Annotated in this window: 16 protein-coding genes and 1 tRNA gene; all 17 read right to left on the reverse strand. The window is 58.2% G+C overall.

The window, feature by feature from the left end:
• Nucleotides 1-8 precede the first annotated feature (8 nt).
• The gene (locus tag JJD66_RS18125) at nucleotides 9-938 is read right to left on the reverse strand and encodes a diiron oxygenase (protein ID WP_105228178.1); all 930 of its coding nucleotides are present in this window, start codon (nucleotides 936-938) and stop codon (nucleotides 9-11) included.
• 24 nt (nucleotides 939-962) lie between these two features.
• On the reverse strand, nucleotides 963-1,310 hold the full coding sequence (locus JJD66_RS18130; protein ID WP_034128561.1) for a DUF4437 domain-containing protein: 348 nt from the start codon (nucleotides 1,308-1,310) through the stop codon (nucleotides 963-965).
• Nucleotides 1,307-2,083: a DUF3050 domain-containing protein gene (locus JJD66_RS18135; RefSeq protein WP_054898387.1), complete on the reverse strand. Its 777-nt coding sequence runs from the start codon at nucleotides 2,081-2,083 to the stop codon at nucleotides 1,307-1,309. Before JJD66_RS18135 ends, JJD66_RS18130 begins: the two co-directional genes overlap by 4 nt.
• Before the next feature lie 460 nt (nucleotides 2,084-2,543).
• On the reverse strand, nucleotides 2,544-4,088 hold the full coding sequence (locus JJD66_RS18140; RefSeq protein ID WP_034128563.1) for an MDR family MFS transporter: 1,545 nt from the start codon (nucleotides 4,086-4,088) through the stop codon (nucleotides 2,544-2,546).
• Nucleotides 4,081-5,253: an HlyD family secretion protein gene (locus JJD66_RS18145; protein WP_200648701.1), complete on the reverse strand. Its 1,173-nt coding sequence runs from the start codon at nucleotides 5,251-5,253 to the stop codon at nucleotides 4,081-4,083. The genes JJD66_RS18140 and JJD66_RS18145 overlap by 8 nt, the downstream gene beginning before the upstream one ends.
• The gene (locus tag JJD66_RS18150; protein ID WP_200648702.1) at nucleotides 5,250-6,752 is read right to left on the reverse strand and encodes an efflux transporter outer membrane subunit; all 1,503 of its coding nucleotides are present in this window, start codon (nucleotides 6,750-6,752) and stop codon (nucleotides 5,250-5,252) included. The genes JJD66_RS18145 and JJD66_RS18150 overlap by 4 nt, the downstream gene beginning before the upstream one ends.
• Nucleotides 6,753-6,962: 210 nt before the next feature.
• Complete coding sequence (locus JJD66_RS18155; RefSeq protein ID WP_200648703.1) at nucleotides 6,963-7,703, reverse strand: AraC family transcriptional regulator; 741 nt, start codon at nucleotides 7,701-7,703, stop codon at nucleotides 6,963-6,965.
• A gap of 1 nt (nucleotide 7,704) precedes the next feature.
• The gene (leuA, locus tag JJD66_RS18160) at nucleotides 7,705-9,399 is read right to left on the reverse strand and encodes a 2-isopropylmalate synthase (RefSeq protein ID WP_200648704.1); all 1,695 of its coding nucleotides are present in this window, start codon (nucleotides 9,397-9,399) and stop codon (nucleotides 7,705-7,707) included.
• A gap of 634 nt (nucleotides 9,400-10,033) precedes the next feature.
• Nucleotides 10,034-10,109, reverse strand: a tRNA-Lys gene (locus JJD66_RS18165).
• 123 nt (nucleotides 10,110-10,232) lie between these two features.
• On the reverse strand, nucleotides 10,233-10,880 hold the full coding sequence (gene queE, locus JJD66_RS18170; protein ID WP_198715642.1) for a 7-carboxy-7-deazaguanine synthase QueE: 648 nt from the start codon (nucleotides 10,878-10,880) through the stop codon (nucleotides 10,233-10,235).
• A gap of 164 nt (nucleotides 10,881-11,044) precedes the next feature.
• Nucleotides 11,045-11,875 (reverse strand): tol-pal system protein YbgF, encoded by an 831-nt coding sequence (ybgF, locus tag JJD66_RS18175; protein ID WP_105228194.1) that lies wholly within the window; start codon nucleotides 11,873-11,875, stop codon nucleotides 11,045-11,047.
• A gap of 6 nt (nucleotides 11,876-11,881) precedes the next feature.
• Nucleotides 11,882-12,382 (reverse strand): peptidoglycan-associated lipoprotein Pal, encoded by a 501-nt coding sequence (gene pal, locus JJD66_RS18180; protein WP_003193861.1) that lies wholly within the window; start codon nucleotides 12,380-12,382, stop codon nucleotides 11,882-11,884.
• 55 nt (nucleotides 12,383-12,437) lie between these two features.
• Nucleotides 12,438-13,718 carry a Tol-Pal system beta propeller repeat protein TolB gene (gene tolB / locus JJD66_RS18185; protein WP_177430941.1) on the reverse strand — a complete coding sequence of 427 codons (1,281 nt, stop codon included), beginning with the start codon at nucleotides 13,716-13,718 and terminating at the stop codon, nucleotides 12,438-12,440.
• A 17-nt stretch (nucleotides 13,719-13,735) separates the two neighbouring features.
• Nucleotides 13,736-14,809, reverse strand: a complete 1,074-nt coding sequence (gene tolA, locus JJD66_RS18190; RefSeq protein ID WP_003193863.1) for a cell envelope integrity protein TolA — start codon at nucleotides 14,807-14,809, stop codon at nucleotides 13,736-13,738.
• A complete protein-coding gene (tolR, locus tag JJD66_RS18195) occupies nucleotides 14,809-15,261 on the reverse strand; it encodes a protein TolR (protein ID WP_161793227.1) in 453 nt (150 codons plus the stop codon). Before tolR ends, tolA begins: the two co-directional genes overlap by 1 nt.
• Nucleotides 15,262-15,284: 23 nt before the next feature.
• The gene (gene tolQ, locus JJD66_RS18200) at nucleotides 15,285-15,980 is read right to left on the reverse strand and encodes a protein TolQ (RefSeq protein WP_003193865.1); all 696 of its coding nucleotides are present in this window, start codon (nucleotides 15,978-15,980) and stop codon (nucleotides 15,285-15,287) included.
• Nucleotide 15,981: 1 nt separating this feature from the next.
• Entirely contained in the window at nucleotides 15,982-16,437 is a 456-nt protein-coding gene (gene ybgC, locus JJD66_RS18205; protein ID WP_014719714.1) for a tol-pal system-associated acyl-CoA thioesterase, read from the reverse strand.
• Between the last annotated feature and the right edge of the window lie 97 nt (nucleotides 16,438-16,534).

Raw genomic sequence — 16,534 nt, forward strand, 5'->3', positions numbered from 1 at the left:
GTTGTCCTCTAGCGCAGATAATCGGCGAGCGCTTCCTGCATGCAGGGAGCGTCGAGCAGGCCGCTGTGTTTGAAGAATCGGACGATGTTGCCTACCAGCGGGTGAGACGGCGTGATCGGAAAACTCATGCCTTCGACCTCTTCACGCAACGCCGCCTTGACGCTGGGGCTCACCGGCAGTTGCTCGATCAGCGCGAAATCAAACCCCTGCTGGATCTCGTTGGTCAGGTACTCACCCAGGAACACCGGCATGATCGAGGCCAGCACACGCTTGTCCTCTTCGCTCGCGGTATTCCAGTAAATGCGCGTCAACTTGGCCCAAAAGCCCGAATGTCGACCCTCATCCGCCAAGTGATCGGCCATCAACCCCTTGACCGATGCCTTGACCGAGTCGTCGCGGGCAAACGCGGCAACATCGTTGGTCAGGGTGTTTTCCGCAATGGCCACGCAGATCAGCTCCACAGCAGCCTTGAGGTGCGCGGGCGCCATGGCCAATGCCTTGGGGATTGAACGGCTGAGCTCGATTTCCGCTGGCAAGGTGATGGGTTCGATGCCCGTCAACTCGATGGTCTGTTGCATGTAGTCCATCGCCACTAGCGCGTGATAGTCCTCATCGACGACCACGGTCATCGCGTCGTAACGGCACGCAAACGGAAAGCGGATAGCGAAGTTATCTTTCGCAATGCTCCTGGCGGTCTTGTCGACAATTTCGGTTTCGAAAATCACCACATCATTAATGAACTTATACAAGCTCTGAACGAGAACAAAATGCTGTAAGTGACTACACTCCTGCATAAAGGTAGCGCTCATGACCAATGGTTGACGACTGGCCGGAAATATTAACTTTTCGTCATCTTCCAAGCGTCGTCTCGGGCGCGTCCGAATGGTCGCCCTTTCCTCCCACGACTCGGAAAACGATTGATATGCTTCAGCTCTCATGACTACTTCCTTTATTCATGATACTCAGTAGTAGTGCACTTCAAACAACAGGCATCCGTCTTTCGAATTAAACGGCCCGTGCTCCGTGTGTGCGGCCCTGAAGAAGTAACTACCGTCGCGGTAAGTTTTCTCCGGGCGCCCCTCACTGGCCTGCTCTGTCTGGTCGCCTTCAATCAAATACACTTCTTCGTGATAATCATGGGTATAGATTTCACGGGTGCCGCCCCCAGGGTGAAAACGTACCAGACGTGTACGCACTCCGGTTTTCGTAACAGGGTCCAATGTGTCTTTGAAGACGGTCAGCGTGATACCGCGTTCAGAGGTCACCTCAAACCATTGGGCCTGGTCGGCCTCGATCACTTCGAAGTTCATGCCACGCACTCACTGACCGTTTCGCCCATGGCCACGCGCAGGTTGTCCCACAACGCCAGGCGGCTTTGTACCGCCGCGATAGCCGATACGTAGACCTCTTCCTGACGCTGCGCATCGCCATTGACCAGGCGCGCCAACAGGCTTTCTGCCGCCGGGCCGTGGTCTTCCGAGTCGACTTCGATGTGGCGCTGCAGGTAATAGCGAAAGGTTGGCGCGTCGTCTGCGGTGATATCCCAATCGTCCAGAATGCGCTGGAACATCTGCGGGATGACACTTTCACGGCCATGCAAAAACGCAGCAGCCACACTGTGGGTGGAAGCGTTGATGGCGGTTTCGATGGTGTCAGTGACGAAAGCCGACGCTGCCAGGCCTGCACCGCAACGGCTCAAGGCCGTTTTCAGATCGACGCCTTCGCGCATCAATTTGACAAAGTGTTCGATCTTGTCGGTGCTGGCGCCGACTTCGCGCATGGCATGCAGGTAGAGTTCGAAGTGGCTGTAGTGACCGCCTTGCAAGTTCTGGTCGGACTCTTCGCCCAGGATGATTTCGTTGATCAGGTGCGCGGCCGCCGGGTCCACGGGGGGCAGCCAAGGCAGGCGAGTACAGGTGAGGTCCTGTTGCAGGCGCTTGGCCAGGGACATGAAATCCCACACCGCAAACACATGGGTTTCCATAAAGGCGCGCAGGACCGGCAGCGAATTGATTTCAGCAAAGATCCGATGATTGCCCAGCTCTACTTTCTTGGCGTTCAACAGCGTCTTTTTATCTTCCATGTTGCGCTCCTTATCAGGCTTTAGTTAACGCTGACCACTCGAGAGATACCCGCTTACCTTTTTTCAGGCATAAGCAGGCCTGTCTCGCCGTTCTTGGCCAGTGCTAGAGTCTTATTCAATTAAGTTGTACGGTTATGCTTCCGTGACCCGAAGGTCAGCCGTCGAAGCAAGACGAAACTTAGAGGAAGTTCATGATGATCAGCAAGTGTTTTTTGGAAAATTAATACAATTTATTTCAAAGTTATAAAACCTACAACAACAGAAGCCCGACCGAAGTTAATAAGATCAACTTCGCCAGGCAATAGTTGGCTAACACCCCTCAAGGGAGTGCAAACAAACTGTACGGAATTGCTAAGTTAGCAATTAACTAGTCTATGAACGCGGCCATTCGCCTTTTTACCATTCAAGTTCCCTCTAGCGCTGATAAGCGCCCGCGTATTACCTGCGGGCAGTAACGAGTTCAGTTCTTTGCTGATTGGCGCAATGCCAGGGCCGCCACACCGCACAAGATCAAAGCAATACAGGACACATAGAACGCATCGCTGTAGGCCATCAGGTACGCCTCACGACGCACGGTGTGGATCAAGCCCTCAAGGACCTGCTGCTGAGCGGGTAATAGCTGGTTGAAGATAAAAGCCTCGCTGTCGGCCATGCTGGCGCGCAGGCGCTCCTGAAAGGACGGGGAAAACAGGGTGATCGACTCCCCTACCCGCTCAGAGTGAAAACGCTCGCGCATGGCCACGATCTGCGTCAGGCCCGCAGTGCCCACGGCACCACCCAGGTTGCGCAGCATGGAGAACAAGGCCGAGGCCGAGCCGGCTTCATCTTTGGCCAGGCCAGACACCGCCAGTACGGAAAGCGCCACCATGATCAGCGGCTGCCCGATGCCCCGTACCACGGTGGACGGAATAATCACGTTGGCGGCGCTGTCCACGTCCAGGTGCGCGCCGAGGTAGCACCCCAGGGCCATGATGAAAAAGCCACTGGCGACCATCAGTTTCGGGTTGAGCCACTTCATCAGGCGCGGCATGAACGGCGCCAGTACCAGTTGCACCATGCCGTAGGCGATCAGGCTGATGCCAATCTCCCGGGCGTTGTAGCCCTGCAACTGAGACAGGTAATTAGGCACCAGGAACACCAGGCCGAAGGTGGCCGCGCCAAAGATGAACATCGCTGCGCTGGCCACGCCGAAGTTGTAGCTCTTGAGCAGGCGCAGGTTGATGAAGGAGCGACTGCCATACAACTGCGACAGCACGAAGTACACCAAGGCAACGCCGGCAATCAGTGACATCCATACAATGAAATCGGAGCCGAACCAGTCCTTGCGGCCACCTTCTTCGAGCACGATCTGCAAGCCACCCAGGCCGACGATCATGGCGATGATCCCGCCCCAGTCGCCGCGCTTGAGCAGGCTTAGCTGCATGGGCTTGGCATCGATCGACCATGCTACCGCCAGCAGCAAGAGAATGCCGGGGGCCAGTTGCAGGTAGAAGATCCAGCGCCAGGAATAGGCATCGGTCAGCCAGCCGCCAATGGACGGCCCGGCGGCCTGGGCGACGCTGTTGGACAACGCGAACAGGGCCATGCCCATCGCGATCTTGCTGGGCGGCAGTTCAGTGATGATCAGCTGGAATGACAAGGGAATCAGCACTGCGCCGGCAGCGCCCTGGATTACCCGAATGATGATCATCACTTCCAGGTTGGGCGCCCAGGAGCAGGCAATGGACGCCACCAAAAATACAAACGAGCCCACGAGCATCACTCGCCGCAGGGAGAACACCTGCACCAACCAGGCGGTCAGCGGGATCATCACGATTTCCGCGACCAGGTAGGCGGTGGAAATCCACGAGCCTTCTTCGAACGTCGCCCCCAGGGAGCCTTCGATCTCCGGCAGCGCGGCGCTGGTCACGTGCACGTTCATGCCGGCCATGAAACAGCCGAACAGCCCCCCGATCACCGCCACCCAGGCGCGAAAGGAGACGCTCTTTTCAGCCGCTTCAGTCATGTGCAGCGCCCTGCTCAGCCGGGCGGGTGTCCACCGTGGTGATCACCGACATGCCCGGCAGGATGGGCCCGCCTTCGTCATGCTCATCAATGACGATCTTGACTGGAAAGCGTTGCACGATCTTGGTGAAGTTGCCGGTGGCGTTGTCCGACGGCAACAGTGCAAACACCGCCCCGGAGCCTGGCGAGAAGCTCACCACATGGCCTTTGAGCTTGCGCCCCGAATAACTGTCGACGCTGATATCCACCGGTTGGCCGGCACGCATATCGCGCAATTGAGTTTCTTTGTAGTTGGCCACGACGTAAGCCTGCTGCAAAGGCACCACCGCCAGCAGTGGCAACCCTGGCGCGACGTATTGGCGGGTACGAACTTTGCGCTGTCCCACCACGCCGTCGATGGGTGAGCGGATCAAGGTGTCCTCCAACGCATGCGTCGCCAGGTTCAACTGCGCCTCGGCCTGGCTGCGCCGGGCTATCTGCTGCTGGAGCGAAGCCTGGGCCAGTTGACGGCGGGTGATGGCCACGGTCAAGCGGGTTTCCTGCTGGCGTTGCATCGCCTTGGCAATTTCCACCGCAGCATTGGCCTGGGTGTAACTGGCGGCGGCCGTTTCCAGACGCTGCGCGCTGGCAGCATGTTCGCGCACCAAGCCTTCGTAGCGACGCTGGTCGAGGCTTGCGCGGCGTAACTCAGCGGCCACACTGCGAGCATGGGCCTCAGCCTGGGCAACCCCGGCCTTTTGCTGGGCGATCAGGCTGTCCGTGACTTTCAAGTTAGCCTCTTGCGCTGCCACCGAGGCCTGGGTCTCGGCCAGTTCTGCGCGGGCTTGTGCCAAGCGGGCCTGGTAGTCACGGTCCTCGATGCGTACCAGCACGTCCCCCGCCTTGACCGGCTGATCGTCCTCTACCATAACCTGGGCCACGTAGCCTGAGACTTTCGGGCTGATGGGGATCCAGTCGGCCCGCACATACGCATCATCGGTCTGCTCCAGGTAGCGGCCGACGGTCATCCAGTACACGCCGAACACCACCGCCGCGATCAACAACCCGGCGCCGCCCAGCAGGATCAGGTTTCTTTTGCGCCGTTGCTTACGCGCATGCATGAGTTGCTCGAGCACATTCTCCTGCTCGTCCTGGACAGCAGTTTTTTCATCAACGGCGATATTCATGGCTGGGTACCGGAAGAAGGGATAGACGCGTGGGTGGGCGCAGCGGCCGGGGTATCGACGGCGCCGGACTGCCAACCGCCGCCAAGGGCACGGAATAGGCCGATCTGGCGTTGCAGTAACTGGCCATCGGCGTCGGCGCGCGTGGCCTGCAAGCGGATCAGTTCACGCTCACTGTCCAGCACGTCGAGAAAGTCGATAGAACCGGCGTCGTAGTTGAATTGGGCCAACTTGTAGGCTTGGCGGCTGCTGTCCAGCGCCCGGCTCAAGGCCGCGTGGCGCTGCCGTTCGCCGTCGTACAACGCCAGGGCCTGGCGCACCTCCTTGAGGGCCTTGAGGACGCTGGCCTCGAACTGCGCGACCTCCACCTGCTCGAGTGCCCGTGCCTGCTTGACCCGCGCGCGGTTGGCCTGCCAATTAGGGAACTGCCAGGTAATCAGTGGGCCGATGCCGAACATCACCGCACTGCTGTCCCCCAGCTCATGGGGTTTGTTGGCCGAGGAGGACACTGAAGCGCCGAAGGTCACCTTGGGGTACAGGTCGGCCTGGACGATATCCACTTGCAGCGTAGCCGCCTGCAACGCGCGCTCGGCCTGACGTATGTCGGGGCGGCGCACCAATAGTTGCCAGCCATCACCCACCGGCAACTCGGCATTGAGTTGGGGCACCACTTCACACGTTGCGGCGCCAGAGCCTTGGTCCAGTTCAGCGACGCCGGTCAGCATGGCCAATTCGTAGAGCGCGGCTTGTCGGCGCGCCTCCAGCATCGGCAACAGGGCCTGGGTTTCGCCTTGCAGGGCTTGCATGCGGTTGTACTCAAGGTCAGTCACCACACCGGCCTGGCGCTGGCGATCGGTCAACGCCAGGCTATGCCCGACCACGTCCAACGAATGGCGCTGTACCTTGGCACGCGCCCCCAGGGCGCAGGCATTCACATAGGCGCGAGTGGTTTGCGCCACGACCGTGATGCGCAGCAAGTCCTCGGCATCCTGCGCCGCTGCGGTTTGCACTTGGGCACGTTCAATGCTGCGCTGAACCTGGCCCCACACATCCACTTGATAAGCCAGCTCGAAGCCTGGGTTGAATGCCCACTCTGACGGCGCATGGCTATCGGTGGCCTTGGCCAGCGTCTGGTCATCGGCCGTCTTGCCATAAGCGGCCCCCAGCGACGCCTGGGTGGACGGCCAGCGCTCGGCATCGGCCTGCTGGATCCCGGCCAGCATCGCTTGCACATGGGCCTGGGCCGCCGCCAGGTCGCGGTTGTGCAGCAACGCCTGTTGCACCAGCGCATCGAGTTGCGGATCGTTATACAACTGCCACCAGCGCTCAGGTAACGCTTGGTCCGAGACACCTTGGGGCAGGTGGCTCAGGGCATTGATGCGTTCCGGATGTGGCTGTGCCGGTGTATGGGCGACCCAGGACGAACAACCCGCCAACAACGCCACCGCCATGCCAAGCAGCGAAAGACGGCAATGCCGTGGGAAAAGAGAAGGCGAACCCATCGAAGAAATCCAGAATGCCAAGTAGAGACGCAGGGTAAGAGAGCAACGGGTTGCGCATCTCCCGCGTTCCAGACAACCATCGTTTCGATTGGGACAATGTGCCGGCGCGCCCTCTGCGCCGCAGGCTCCATACACCAGGCACAGGTAAACATGGCCCTGCCTGGAGGCGGGGCCATGTTCAAAAGGAGGTGGTGCTATCGCCAGTCAGATTCAGACCAAGCGACAGTTACTCGGGGTGTAGCCCATGGTGCGTTTGAACATCGCGGTAAATGCACTCGGACTCTGATAACCATGCTCCAATGCCACTTCAAGGATGGAGGCACCACTGGCCAGCCGCTGCATGCTGAGCAGCAGCCGCGTGCGCTTGCGCCACTCTCCGTAACTCATGCCCAACTCTTTCTGGAACAGCCGAGCCAAGGTGCGTGAACTCATATTGAGTTGCACCGCCCAACTCTCCAGTTTCGACTCCTGAGAAGGGTTGTCGATAAAGTCCGCACACAGAGACTTGAGCCTCGGCTCGTCCGGTATCGGCACGTGAGCCAGCACCCTTTGCGCACGGTCAAGTTCCGAGAAAATCAGCTCGACAATCTGTACATGACGCAACGACACCGGGTGGCTGTCAGGCTCATCGCCGGCGGCCACAATCAGCTCGCGCAGCAAGGGTGAAACCCTGATGACCTCGCACTCCTCCGTCAAACGACGGTGCGCTCCCGGCGAGATCAACAAAGTGCGCATGCGCACTTCGCCGGTCATGCGGATCTGATGTTCCAAACCTGAAGGCACCCACAGGGCATGCCCGGAAGGTACCACCCAGGTGGTCTCCTCCACCGACACAAGCATCACGCCGTTGATGGCGTAGACCAGTTGGCCTTCGTCATGTCGATGCGAGGCCACGATGTCACCGTGGCCATAATTACCGGCAAGTGCCGCCAATGCGGTATGCGCGTTCATCTCAGGACGGCACCGCAGCATTCACCACGCTGAGCAGGCCCAGGCGCGATGCACGATTGACCGCACTGGTGACCGCTTTGAGGGAAGCGAGCAGGCTACTGCCATCGCGAGCGGCGCCGAACAGCAACTGGTTACCCACGCGAATTTCCACATAGGCCAACGCCTCAGCCTGGGCACCGTCACGGGTGGCATGTTCGTGGTAATCGGCGATATCAAAATGAATGCCACGCTGGGCAAACGCATCGACCAGCGCCGCCAGCGGGCCGTTGCCCTCGCCACTCAAGTCGATGCGCTGTGTACCTTGTTCAAGGGTGGCCTCCAGGTAAGTCACATCGCCCTCGCTCACCAGTTTGGGGGCTCGTAACGCGTACGGCTTGCCCTGCTCCAGGTAATGCCGGGTGAAGCAGGCAAGGATCATCTCGCCACTGATTTCCTGGCCGGAGCCATCGGCTTCCTGTTGTACCAGGCTGCTGAACTCCATCTGCAAGCGACGCGGCATCACAATGCCGTGCTGCTCCAACAGATAGGCCACGCCCCCCTTGCCCGACTGGCTGTTCACGCGAATCACCGCTTCATAGCTACGGCCCATATCGGCAGGATCGATAGGCAGATACGGCACTTCCCACATGCCTTGCGGATTGGCCTGGCGCGCCGCAAAGCCTTTTTTGATCGCGTCCTGGTGCGAGCCGGAGAACGCGGTAAACACCAACTCACCGGCGTAAGGGTGACGAGGATGGGTCGGCAACTGATTGCAGAACTCCACCTCACGCTGGACGTGCAGGATGTCGGAGAAATCCAACTGCGGATCGATGCCGCTGGTGTAGAGGTTCATCGCCAATGTGAGGATATCGACGTTGCCGGTACGCTCACCGTTACCGAACAACGTGCCCTCGACACGCTCGGCACCGGCCAGGCACGCCTGCTCCGCGGTGGAAACTCCAGTGCCCCGATCATTGTGCGGATGCACGCTGATGACCACACTGTCACGGCGACTGAAGTGCCGGCAGAACCATTCGATCTGGTCGGCGAAGACATTGGCGGTAGACACCTCCACGGTGGTGGGCAGATTCAGGATCATCTTGTTGCTCGGGGTCGGCCCGAACGTATCCGTCACCGCTTCACACACCTGCAATGCAAAATCCAGCTCGGTGAAGCAAAAGGTTTCCGGGGAATACTGGAACGTCCACTGCGTATCGGGGTTCGCGTCCATGTGCTGCTTGATCTCCCGAGTTGCCTGGGTAGCAATCTCGATGCAGCCCGCCTTGTCCACATTGAAGACAACGTCCCGAAACACCGGCGCCGTCGCATTGTAAACATGCACGATGGCGCGAGGCGCGCCCTTCAACGCCTCAAACGTGCGCGCGATGAGGTGGCTGCGCGCCTGGGTCATGACCTGAATCGTCACATCATCAGGAATCGAACCGCTTTCAATCAGCTCACGGACATAGTCAAAGTCGGTCTGCGAAGCGGCAGGAAAGCCCACCTCGATCTGCTTGAAACCGACCTTCACCAGCAAATCGAAGAAACGCCGCTTGCGCTCGGCATTCATCGGCTCGATCAAAGCCTGGTTGCCATCACGCATATCCACACTGCACCAGGTGGGAGCGGCAGCCTGGACAGTGCTGGGCCAGGTGCGATCCGGCAGGTTGACCGTGGTGAAGTGGCGATATTTGCGGGAAGGGTCCTTGAGCATCATGGCGTTTCTCCTTTTTCAGCAGTTTGTTTGTGTCAGACACACCACCGGCAATGCCGACTGATTGGATCCAATACTAAACGAACATAGTTTGATACAAATTGCGTTGTTGAGTTTGCGGAATGAAAAAAACCAAAGAAAAATCCAAAATATTCAAAAAATCCGAAAAAATATTGCGCAAAGGAACAAAAACCAACAATCAAAGACCGTAAGCCAGGAGTTACCGGCAAAATCAGTAAAAAAGAACCTATTGCTTGGATGAACGGGCTGAGGGAGCCAGGGAAAACATTTCTGACGGGCAAAAAAAACCCGAGAACCTTACCTGTGTAAGGCTCTCGGGTTTTCTGAACACACTTGATTCGATACCTGTAGGTTACGTTCAGGACGGGACAGGATTAGCAACTATCACCGTGGATCAAGACGTTCTTTTTTATTTTTCTTTATTCGTATCAGCGGATTAGCTCCGCCTCTTTTCTCTTGTTCTCTCTTTCAAAGGTACTGACAGGACTTTTTTTCGAGAGCGGGATCTGAGCAAGGGACGTCTCAGCGTCAAGTCGGTGATGCCAAATCACAGGCAAAAAAAAACCCGGAAATCCTCACTTACGTGGGCCTTCCGGATTTTCTAAACCGCCAAAAATGGTGGGTCGTGTGGGATTCGAACCTACGACCAATTGGTTAAAAGCCAACTGCTCTACCAACTGAGCTAACGACCCGCTGTGTGGTGGCGCGTATAATACTGATTTCTAAGGATTATTCAACACCTTATTTTAAATAAATCAGAAAAAACGCATTTGAACGGTAATTCGGTGGGTAGAACGCCTATCGCAGCAGCCGGATCAGCGCCCCGGCTCGTCGTTCCACAGGTACTTATGCAGCTGCAATTGCAGGCGTACCGGCAGGTTGTCCGCCACGACCCAATCCGCCAGGTCACGGGCATTCAGGTCGTGATGGCTTGGCGAGAACAGCACCTCGCCCGCCCGACGCTCCAGGCCATACTGGATCAGCTTGGAGGTGGCCCAGTCATAATCGTCACGGGAACAGATGACGAACTTGACCTGATCGTTGGCCGTCAGCAAGTCCATGTTCTCGTAGCGGTTGCGGTGGGCTTCCTTGGAGTCCGGGGTCTTGAGGTCAACCACTCGGCTGACGCGCGGGTCGACCGCAGAGATGTCCAGGGCGCCGCTGGTTTCCAGTGAGACCTCGTAGCCGGCATCACACAGCTGTTTGAGCAACGAAATGGCGTTGGGTTGCGCCAGAGGCTCACCGCCCGTCACGCAGACGTAGCGCGGCCGGTAACCGGCAACCTGTTCCAGGATGTCGTCGAGGGTGCGCACGGTGCCGCCGCTGAAGGCGTAGGCGCTGTCACAGTATTGGCAACGCAACGGGCAGCCGGTGAGTCGTACAAATACGGTGGGCAGGCCAGCAGTGCGCGTTTCACCCTGCAACGAGTAAAAGACTTCGGTAATACGTAATGTGTCTTGCATAGTCGCCACGGGCGTAACAGCTAAACAGGCTGTCCGCCTCCGTCAGGCACTTCAAGGGATTGCGCCAACGCGTCAACCCCAGAAAGCGTGTTTCATAAAAGGGCGTGGATTCTAACGAAAAAACCCGCGACAAGCGCGGGTTTCTTCTAAACGGGCTGCACTGCTTACAAGCGTTGCAGGTCCCGCTGGGCCAACTGCGCCGCGGAGGTACCCGGATACTGGGCAACCACCTGTTGCAGAATGCCTTTGACCTTGTCGGTATGACCCAGGCGGCGTTCTACGTCAGCGAGTTTATACAGCGAATCCGGCACCTTGGCGTGCTTGGGATACAGCTGGCTGACCTTGGCAAAAGCCTGGCCCGCCCCCTGCAAATCACCCTTTGCCAGGTTGACCTCACCCAACCAGTACTGGGCATTGCCCGCGTACTGGCTGTTGGGGTATTTACGCAGGAAAGCGGTAAACGCCTGGCTGGCTTTATCGAAATCCTTGGCCTTGATCAGGTCGAAGGCTGCATCGTAATACAGTTTTTCCTTCGCTGGATCGCCCGGTTCGCTGCTGGCGGCAGGAGCTGCAGCGGCGGCCCCCGCTGCTGCGCCACCGGCAGCGGCACTGGGTGCGCCACCGGTAGAAGAATTATCAGGAGTAGCGGCAGGTGCAACACCGGCTCCAATACGACGGTCAAGATCCTGGTAACGCTCCAGGCCTTCTTGCTTCAGCTGGTTCACTTGGTTCTGCAGAACTTCAATGGCGCCTTGTTGCTGGGACAATTGATCCTGCATGCGTTGCAGCTGGTTGAACAGTTCGCCCTGTGCCGAGGGAGCGGACGTAGCCGCTCCCCCCGCATAGGCGCCGTTCGTGCCATAACCCGCTGGCGGATAACTGCTCCCGCTATTGTTATAGCCTGAGTTGCTATCCGTTACAGGAACCGCAGCCCACACCGCAAGCGGTGCGAAGCTGAGAGCCAGTACAGTTAGAGCACGACGGCACGTTCGCATGACGAATTACTTACGCAGTTCGACGCGACGGTTCTGAGCCCACGACTGTTCGTCGTTGCCAGTTGCAACTGGACGCTCTTTACCGTAGGAAACCAGTTCCAGTTGGCCTGGAGCAACACCTTGCAGTACCAGGTAGCGCTGAACGGCTTTCGCACGACGCTCGCCCAGTGCCATGTTGTACTCACGAGTACCACGGGCGTCAGTGTTACCTTCCAGAACAACGCGAGCGCCGTTAGCTTTCAGGTCCTTGGCGTGAACGTCCAGAGCGCGCATGGCTTCTGGCTTCAGGTCCGAACTGTCGTATTCGAAGTAGAAAGTGGTGATAGCGCGCAGAGCAGCTTCTTCGCTCAGGGAGCCGTCGACCGCACCAGTGTTGGCGCCGTAACCAGCGTTTGGATCAACAGCTGCGCCTTCACCGGCATTGTCGCCGCCTTTAGAGGAGCAACCAACGGCTACGGACAGAGCCAGAGCCAGAGCAGCAAACTTACCAAACTTCAGCATTTCCATCGTGAAACTCCTAATGAACCCCAGTGTGTTAAGTACTTCTTTTTGTAGCGCCGCGTCAGTTCAGGTAAGGGGACCAGGATGGTTCTCTGACTTCGCCTTGTGCGGTAGGAAGTGGGAGCCTTACGCGTCCATTGATGGACACGAGCATCAAGACTCCCCGGCCCTGCTGGCGGGTGGCGTAGATTACCATGGTGCCGTTGGGCGCAACAGTGGCTGACTCATCAAGGTTGGTATCTGTAAGGATTTTTACGGTTCCGCGCTGCAAATCCTGGGCCGCAACCCGGAAATTAGTGAAACCATCCTGACGGTGAATCATCACCAACGTCTTTTCATCGGCCGAAAGCTTGGGGTTGGCGTTGTAGTTACCAATAAAGGTCACACGTTCCGCACCGCCGCCGTTCACATTTGCCTTGTAGACCTGAGGCTTGCCGCCACGGTCAGAGGTGAAGTAGATGGTCGAGCCATCCTTGCCCCAGAACGGTTCGGTGTTGATGCCCGGGCCGCTGGTCACACGCGAGAGCTGACGCGAGGCCATGTTCATCACGTAGATATCCGGGTTGCCGTCCTTGGACAGCACGAAAGCCAGGCGCGAACCGTCCGGCGACCAGGCTGGCGCACCGTTGAGGCCTTCGAAGTTGGTGATCTGCTCACGACGGCCAGTATCGATGTGCTGCACAAAGATACGCGGGCGACGCTGTTCGAACGATACATAGGCAATACGCTTGCCGTCCGGCGCGAAGCGCGGCGACAGGATTGGCTCACGGGACTGCAGCAAGGTCACTGCACGAGCACCGTCGTAGTCCGAACGCTGCAGGGTGTAGCGGGTATTGTCTACAGAGAAACGCTCGGCCGTGACATACAGCAGGCGCGTCGAGAACGCCCCCTTGATACCGGTGAGTTTTTCAAACGACTGGTCCGAGATGTAGTGAGCCATGTCACGCAGCTGTTCGGCGGTACCCGATACGCTGCCGGTCAGGACCTGCTGCTCGGTGGCCACGTTGAACAACGCGTACTGGATCTGCAGGCGACCGCCGGCCGGCGTGATGCTACCGACCATCAGGTACTGGGCACCGACCGCCTTCCAGTCACGGAAGATGACTTCGCTGGCCTGGGTTGGCTGGCTGATCATGTTGCCTTTCGGAATCGGCGCGTAGTAACCGGAGTTACGCAGGTCGTCACTGACGATCTGGGCCATGTCGTCCGGCAGCACGCTGCCGCCCTGCCAACCGAACGGCACGACTGCAATCGGGGTGGCCCGATCACTGCCGCTGGTTACCAGGATGTTCTTTTCATCCGCCGCCGCTATCCCTGCCATACAGCAAATAACGACAAGCATTCCTCGAAGAAGGTTTCTCACAAGGCTAGATCCTCAGGTGTGAATGTCATCTTGAATGAACGATAGGGAGCGAAGTCACTTGGTTTCATTCCCTGCATCTCGGTCAACCGGCCAATATTCTTGACCGCGGCAACCGCCGAACTGTCGAACGAACCGTCACCACTGGACTTGGCCACGCTGACCGAAGTCACCGTACCGTCCGGCAACATGCCGATCTGCAGCACTACTGTCATGCCTTTACGCGCCGAAGGTGGACGTGTCCAACCTTCCGCTGCCCGCGCCCGAATCAGGTCGTCGAAACTGCCCGCGACTTCATCGCCACGCTCATCGGCCAAGGCTTGCTGACGCTGCGGCGTGTCGGAAAGCAAATCTGCCAGGGCCTGGGCCTTTTTCTCTTCGGCGGATTTGCGTGCTGCTTCCTGGGCCTTTTTCTTGGAGGCGTCGGCGGCAGCTTTCTTCTTCGCTTCGTCGGCGACTTTCTTCTTCGCCTCGTCTGCTTCAGCTTTTTTCTTGGCGTCTTCGGCGGCTTTCTTCTTCGCGTCTTCGACTATCTTTTTCTTGGCTTCTTCAGCGGCCTTTTTCTTGGCCTCTTCTTCGGCAGCCTTCTTGGCTTCTTCTTCCGATTTCTTCTTGGCTATATCAGCCAATTGTTTCTCTTCGGCCTTTTTCGCTTCGGCAGCTTTCTCGGCTTTCTTGGCTTCATCAGCCTTTTTAGCCTCGTCGGCCTTCTTGGCTTCGTCAGCCTTTTTCGATTCCTCGGCCTTTTGAGCCGCCTCTTCTTTCTTTTGTTCCGCAGCAGCCTTCACCGCTTCCTGCTCGACCTTCTTCTGTTCCATCTGCTCGACTTCAGTCTGGCGCGCGGCCGACTTCTGGGCCTCACCCGCAATCTTCTGATTGGTCTGGGTGGTGGCCTGACTTTTCGATTTCAGCTGATACAGGGTCGCCTGCACGATCGGCTTGGCTGGCGGCAGGTCCGGGGTCATGGCAAAGCTGACGAACAGCATGCCGAACACCAGGACGTGCAGGGCAATTGCCCACACGCCAGGCCAGAAGTAGCTTTCCGAGGCGGACGGCTCTCGCTGTTGCTGCATCAGGGCGCCTCGGTAATCAAGCCAACGTTACCGACGCCGGCCTTCTGCAGCCCGCCCATGGCGCCCATGACGGAGCCGTAGTCGACCGATTTGTCACCCCGGATAAACACCTGGGTGTGCTTGCCGCCTTCGTTGCCGGAGCGAATGATCTTGGTCACCGCATCGGTCATTGCAGGCAAGGTCAGGGCCTTGTCCTGCTGCTTTTGCGTATCGACTTCGCTGCCAAGGTTCCAGTAATAGGTCTTGTCAGCCTTGATCGAAATGGTCAGGACCTGAGTGTTGTTGTCCTGCGGCAAGGCTTCACTGGAAACCTTGGGCAGATCAACTTTCACGCCCTGGTTGAGCATCGGCGCGGTCACCATGAAGATCACCAGCAGCACCAGCATCACGTCGATGTAGGGCACTACGTTCATCTCGGCGACCGGCTTGCGCTTTTTGCGAGCTCGAGCGATTAAAGCCATTGGGAATTACCTGCTTATTCTTCGCTGGTGTGCACTTTACGGTGCAGGATCGCCTGGAATTCATCGGCGAAGGTGTAGTAACGGCCAATCAAGGTTTCGCTGGTGGCGGCAAAACGGTTGTAGGCGATTACTGCGGGGATAGCGGCGAACAGGCCGATCGCGGTGGCGATCAGGGCTTCGGCAATACCCGGGGCCACGGTGGCCAGTGTGGCTTGTTGCGCCTGGGCCAGGCCGCGGAAGGAGTTCATGATGCCCCATACGGTACCGAACAAGCCGATGTACGGGCTGACAGAACCCACGGTGGCGAGGAACGGCAGGCCCTGCTCAAGTTTCTCTTCTTCGCGGGAGATGGCCACGCGCATGGCACGGGCCACACCTTCCATCACCGCTTCAGGATCGACACCCGGCTGCTGGCGCAGGCGCGAGAACTCCTTGAAACCGGCACGGAAGATCTGCTCGACGCCTGAGTCCGGGTCCGGGTTGCTACCGGCCTGGCGGTACAGTTTGGACAGGTCGATACCCGACCAGAAGCGCTCTTCAAAGCTCTCCAGGGCACGTCGACCGGCGCGCAACATGTTGCTGCGCTGAAAAATCATGACCCAAGAGGTAACCGATGCGGCTACCAGGGTCAGCATGACCAGTTGAACCACGACACTGGCATTGCTGACCAGGCTCCACATGGAGGAATGGTCGACGACGGTAGGTTCCACGCTAAATCTCCTGCTTTGATTGTTGACCCGCGCCGCTCACGGCGGCAAAGGCCGCGCGTAGAGTTTCGGGAATGGCCCGAGGTTTCAAGCTGTTGGTGCGCACACACGCCACCAGGAACTGCCCCTCACAGAGCAGCGTTGCATCCGTGGCCCGCCTGACCTGCTGTTTGAAACGCAGGCTGGCACGGTTCAATTCGATGACTTCAGCACTGACCAGCAACTCATCGTCCAGTCGCGCCGGCGCGTAATACCGCGCCTCGCTGGAATGCACGACGAATAACAGGTCCTCGCCTACCAGCTCGGACTGGGCAAAACCCAACTCCCGCAGCCGCTCGGTTCGAGCCCGTTCCATGAATTTCAGGTAATTGACGTAATAAACGATGCCGCCGGCATCGGTGTCCTCGTAATAAACGCGACAGCGATGTGCGAACGACTGATCCCCGTTTTGCGCGCGCATACTCTAGTGCTTACTCCTCAGGTTGCCAATTGGCTGGGCAACTGTTTTTTCATTCCTGAACGCTTTTGCAGTGACTCAAATGACGACGCCAGACACT

Origin of the sequence: Pseudomonas sp. MF6751, assembly GCF_016613265.1 — a bacterium.
GTDB lineage: Bacteria > Pseudomonadota > Gammaproteobacteria > Pseudomonadales > Pseudomonadaceae > Aquipseudomonas > Aquipseudomonas fluorescens_BV.

Excerpts from the sequence above, each read along its gene's own strand:
- JJD66_RS18125 (WP_105228178.1), bottom strand. The coding sequence starts at position 938 with ATGAGAGCTGAAGCATATCAATCGTTTTCCGAGTCGTGGGAGGAAAGG.
- JJD66_RS18130 (WP_034128561.1), bottom strand. The coding sequence starts at position 1,310 with ATGAACTTCGAAGTGATCGAGGCCGACCAGGCCCAATGGTTTGAGGTG.
- JJD66_RS18135 (WP_054898387.1), bottom strand. The coding sequence starts at position 2,083 with ATGGAAGATAAAAAGACGCTGTTGAACGCCAAGAAAGTAGAGCTGGGC.
- JJD66_RS18140 (WP_034128563.1), bottom strand. The coding sequence starts at position 4,088 with ATGACTGAAGCGGCTGAAAAGAGCGTCTCCTTTCGCGCCTGGGTGGCG.
- JJD66_RS18145 (WP_200648701.1), bottom strand. The coding sequence starts at position 5,253 with ATGAATATCGCCGTTGATGAAAAAACTGCTGTCCAGGACGAGCAGGAG.
- JJD66_RS18150 (WP_200648702.1), bottom strand. The coding sequence starts at position 6,752 with ATGGGTTCGCCTTCTCTTTTCCCACGGCATTGCCGTCTTTCGCTGCTT.
- JJD66_RS18155 (WP_200648703.1), bottom strand. The coding sequence starts at position 7,703 with ATGAACGCGCATACCGCATTGGCGGCACTTGCCGGTAATTATGGCCAC.
- leuA (WP_200648704.1), bottom strand. The coding sequence starts at position 9,399 with ATGATGCTCAAGGACCCTTCCCGCAAATATCGCCACTTCACCACGGTC.
- queE (WP_198715642.1), bottom strand. The coding sequence starts at position 10,880 with ATGCAAGACACATTACGTATTACCGAAGTCTTTTACTCGTTGCAGGGT.
- ybgF (WP_105228194.1), bottom strand. The coding sequence starts at position 11,875 with ATGCGAACGTGCCGTCGTGCTCTAACTGTACTGGCTCTCAGCTTCGCA.
- pal (WP_003193861.1), bottom strand. The coding sequence starts at position 12,382 with ATGGAAATGCTGAAGTTTGGTAAGTTTGCTGCTCTGGCTCTGGCTCTG.
- tolB (WP_177430941.1), bottom strand. The coding sequence starts at position 13,718 with ATGCTTGTCGTTATTTGCTGTATGGCAGGGATAGCGGCGGCGGATGAA.
- tolA (WP_003193863.1), bottom strand. The coding sequence starts at position 14,809 with ATGCAGCAACAGCGAGAGCCGTCCGCCTCGGAAAGCTACTTCTGGCCT.
- ybgC (WP_014719714.1), bottom strand. The coding sequence starts at position 16,437 with ATGCGCGCGCAAAACGGGGATCAGTCGTTCGCACATCGCTGTCGCGTT.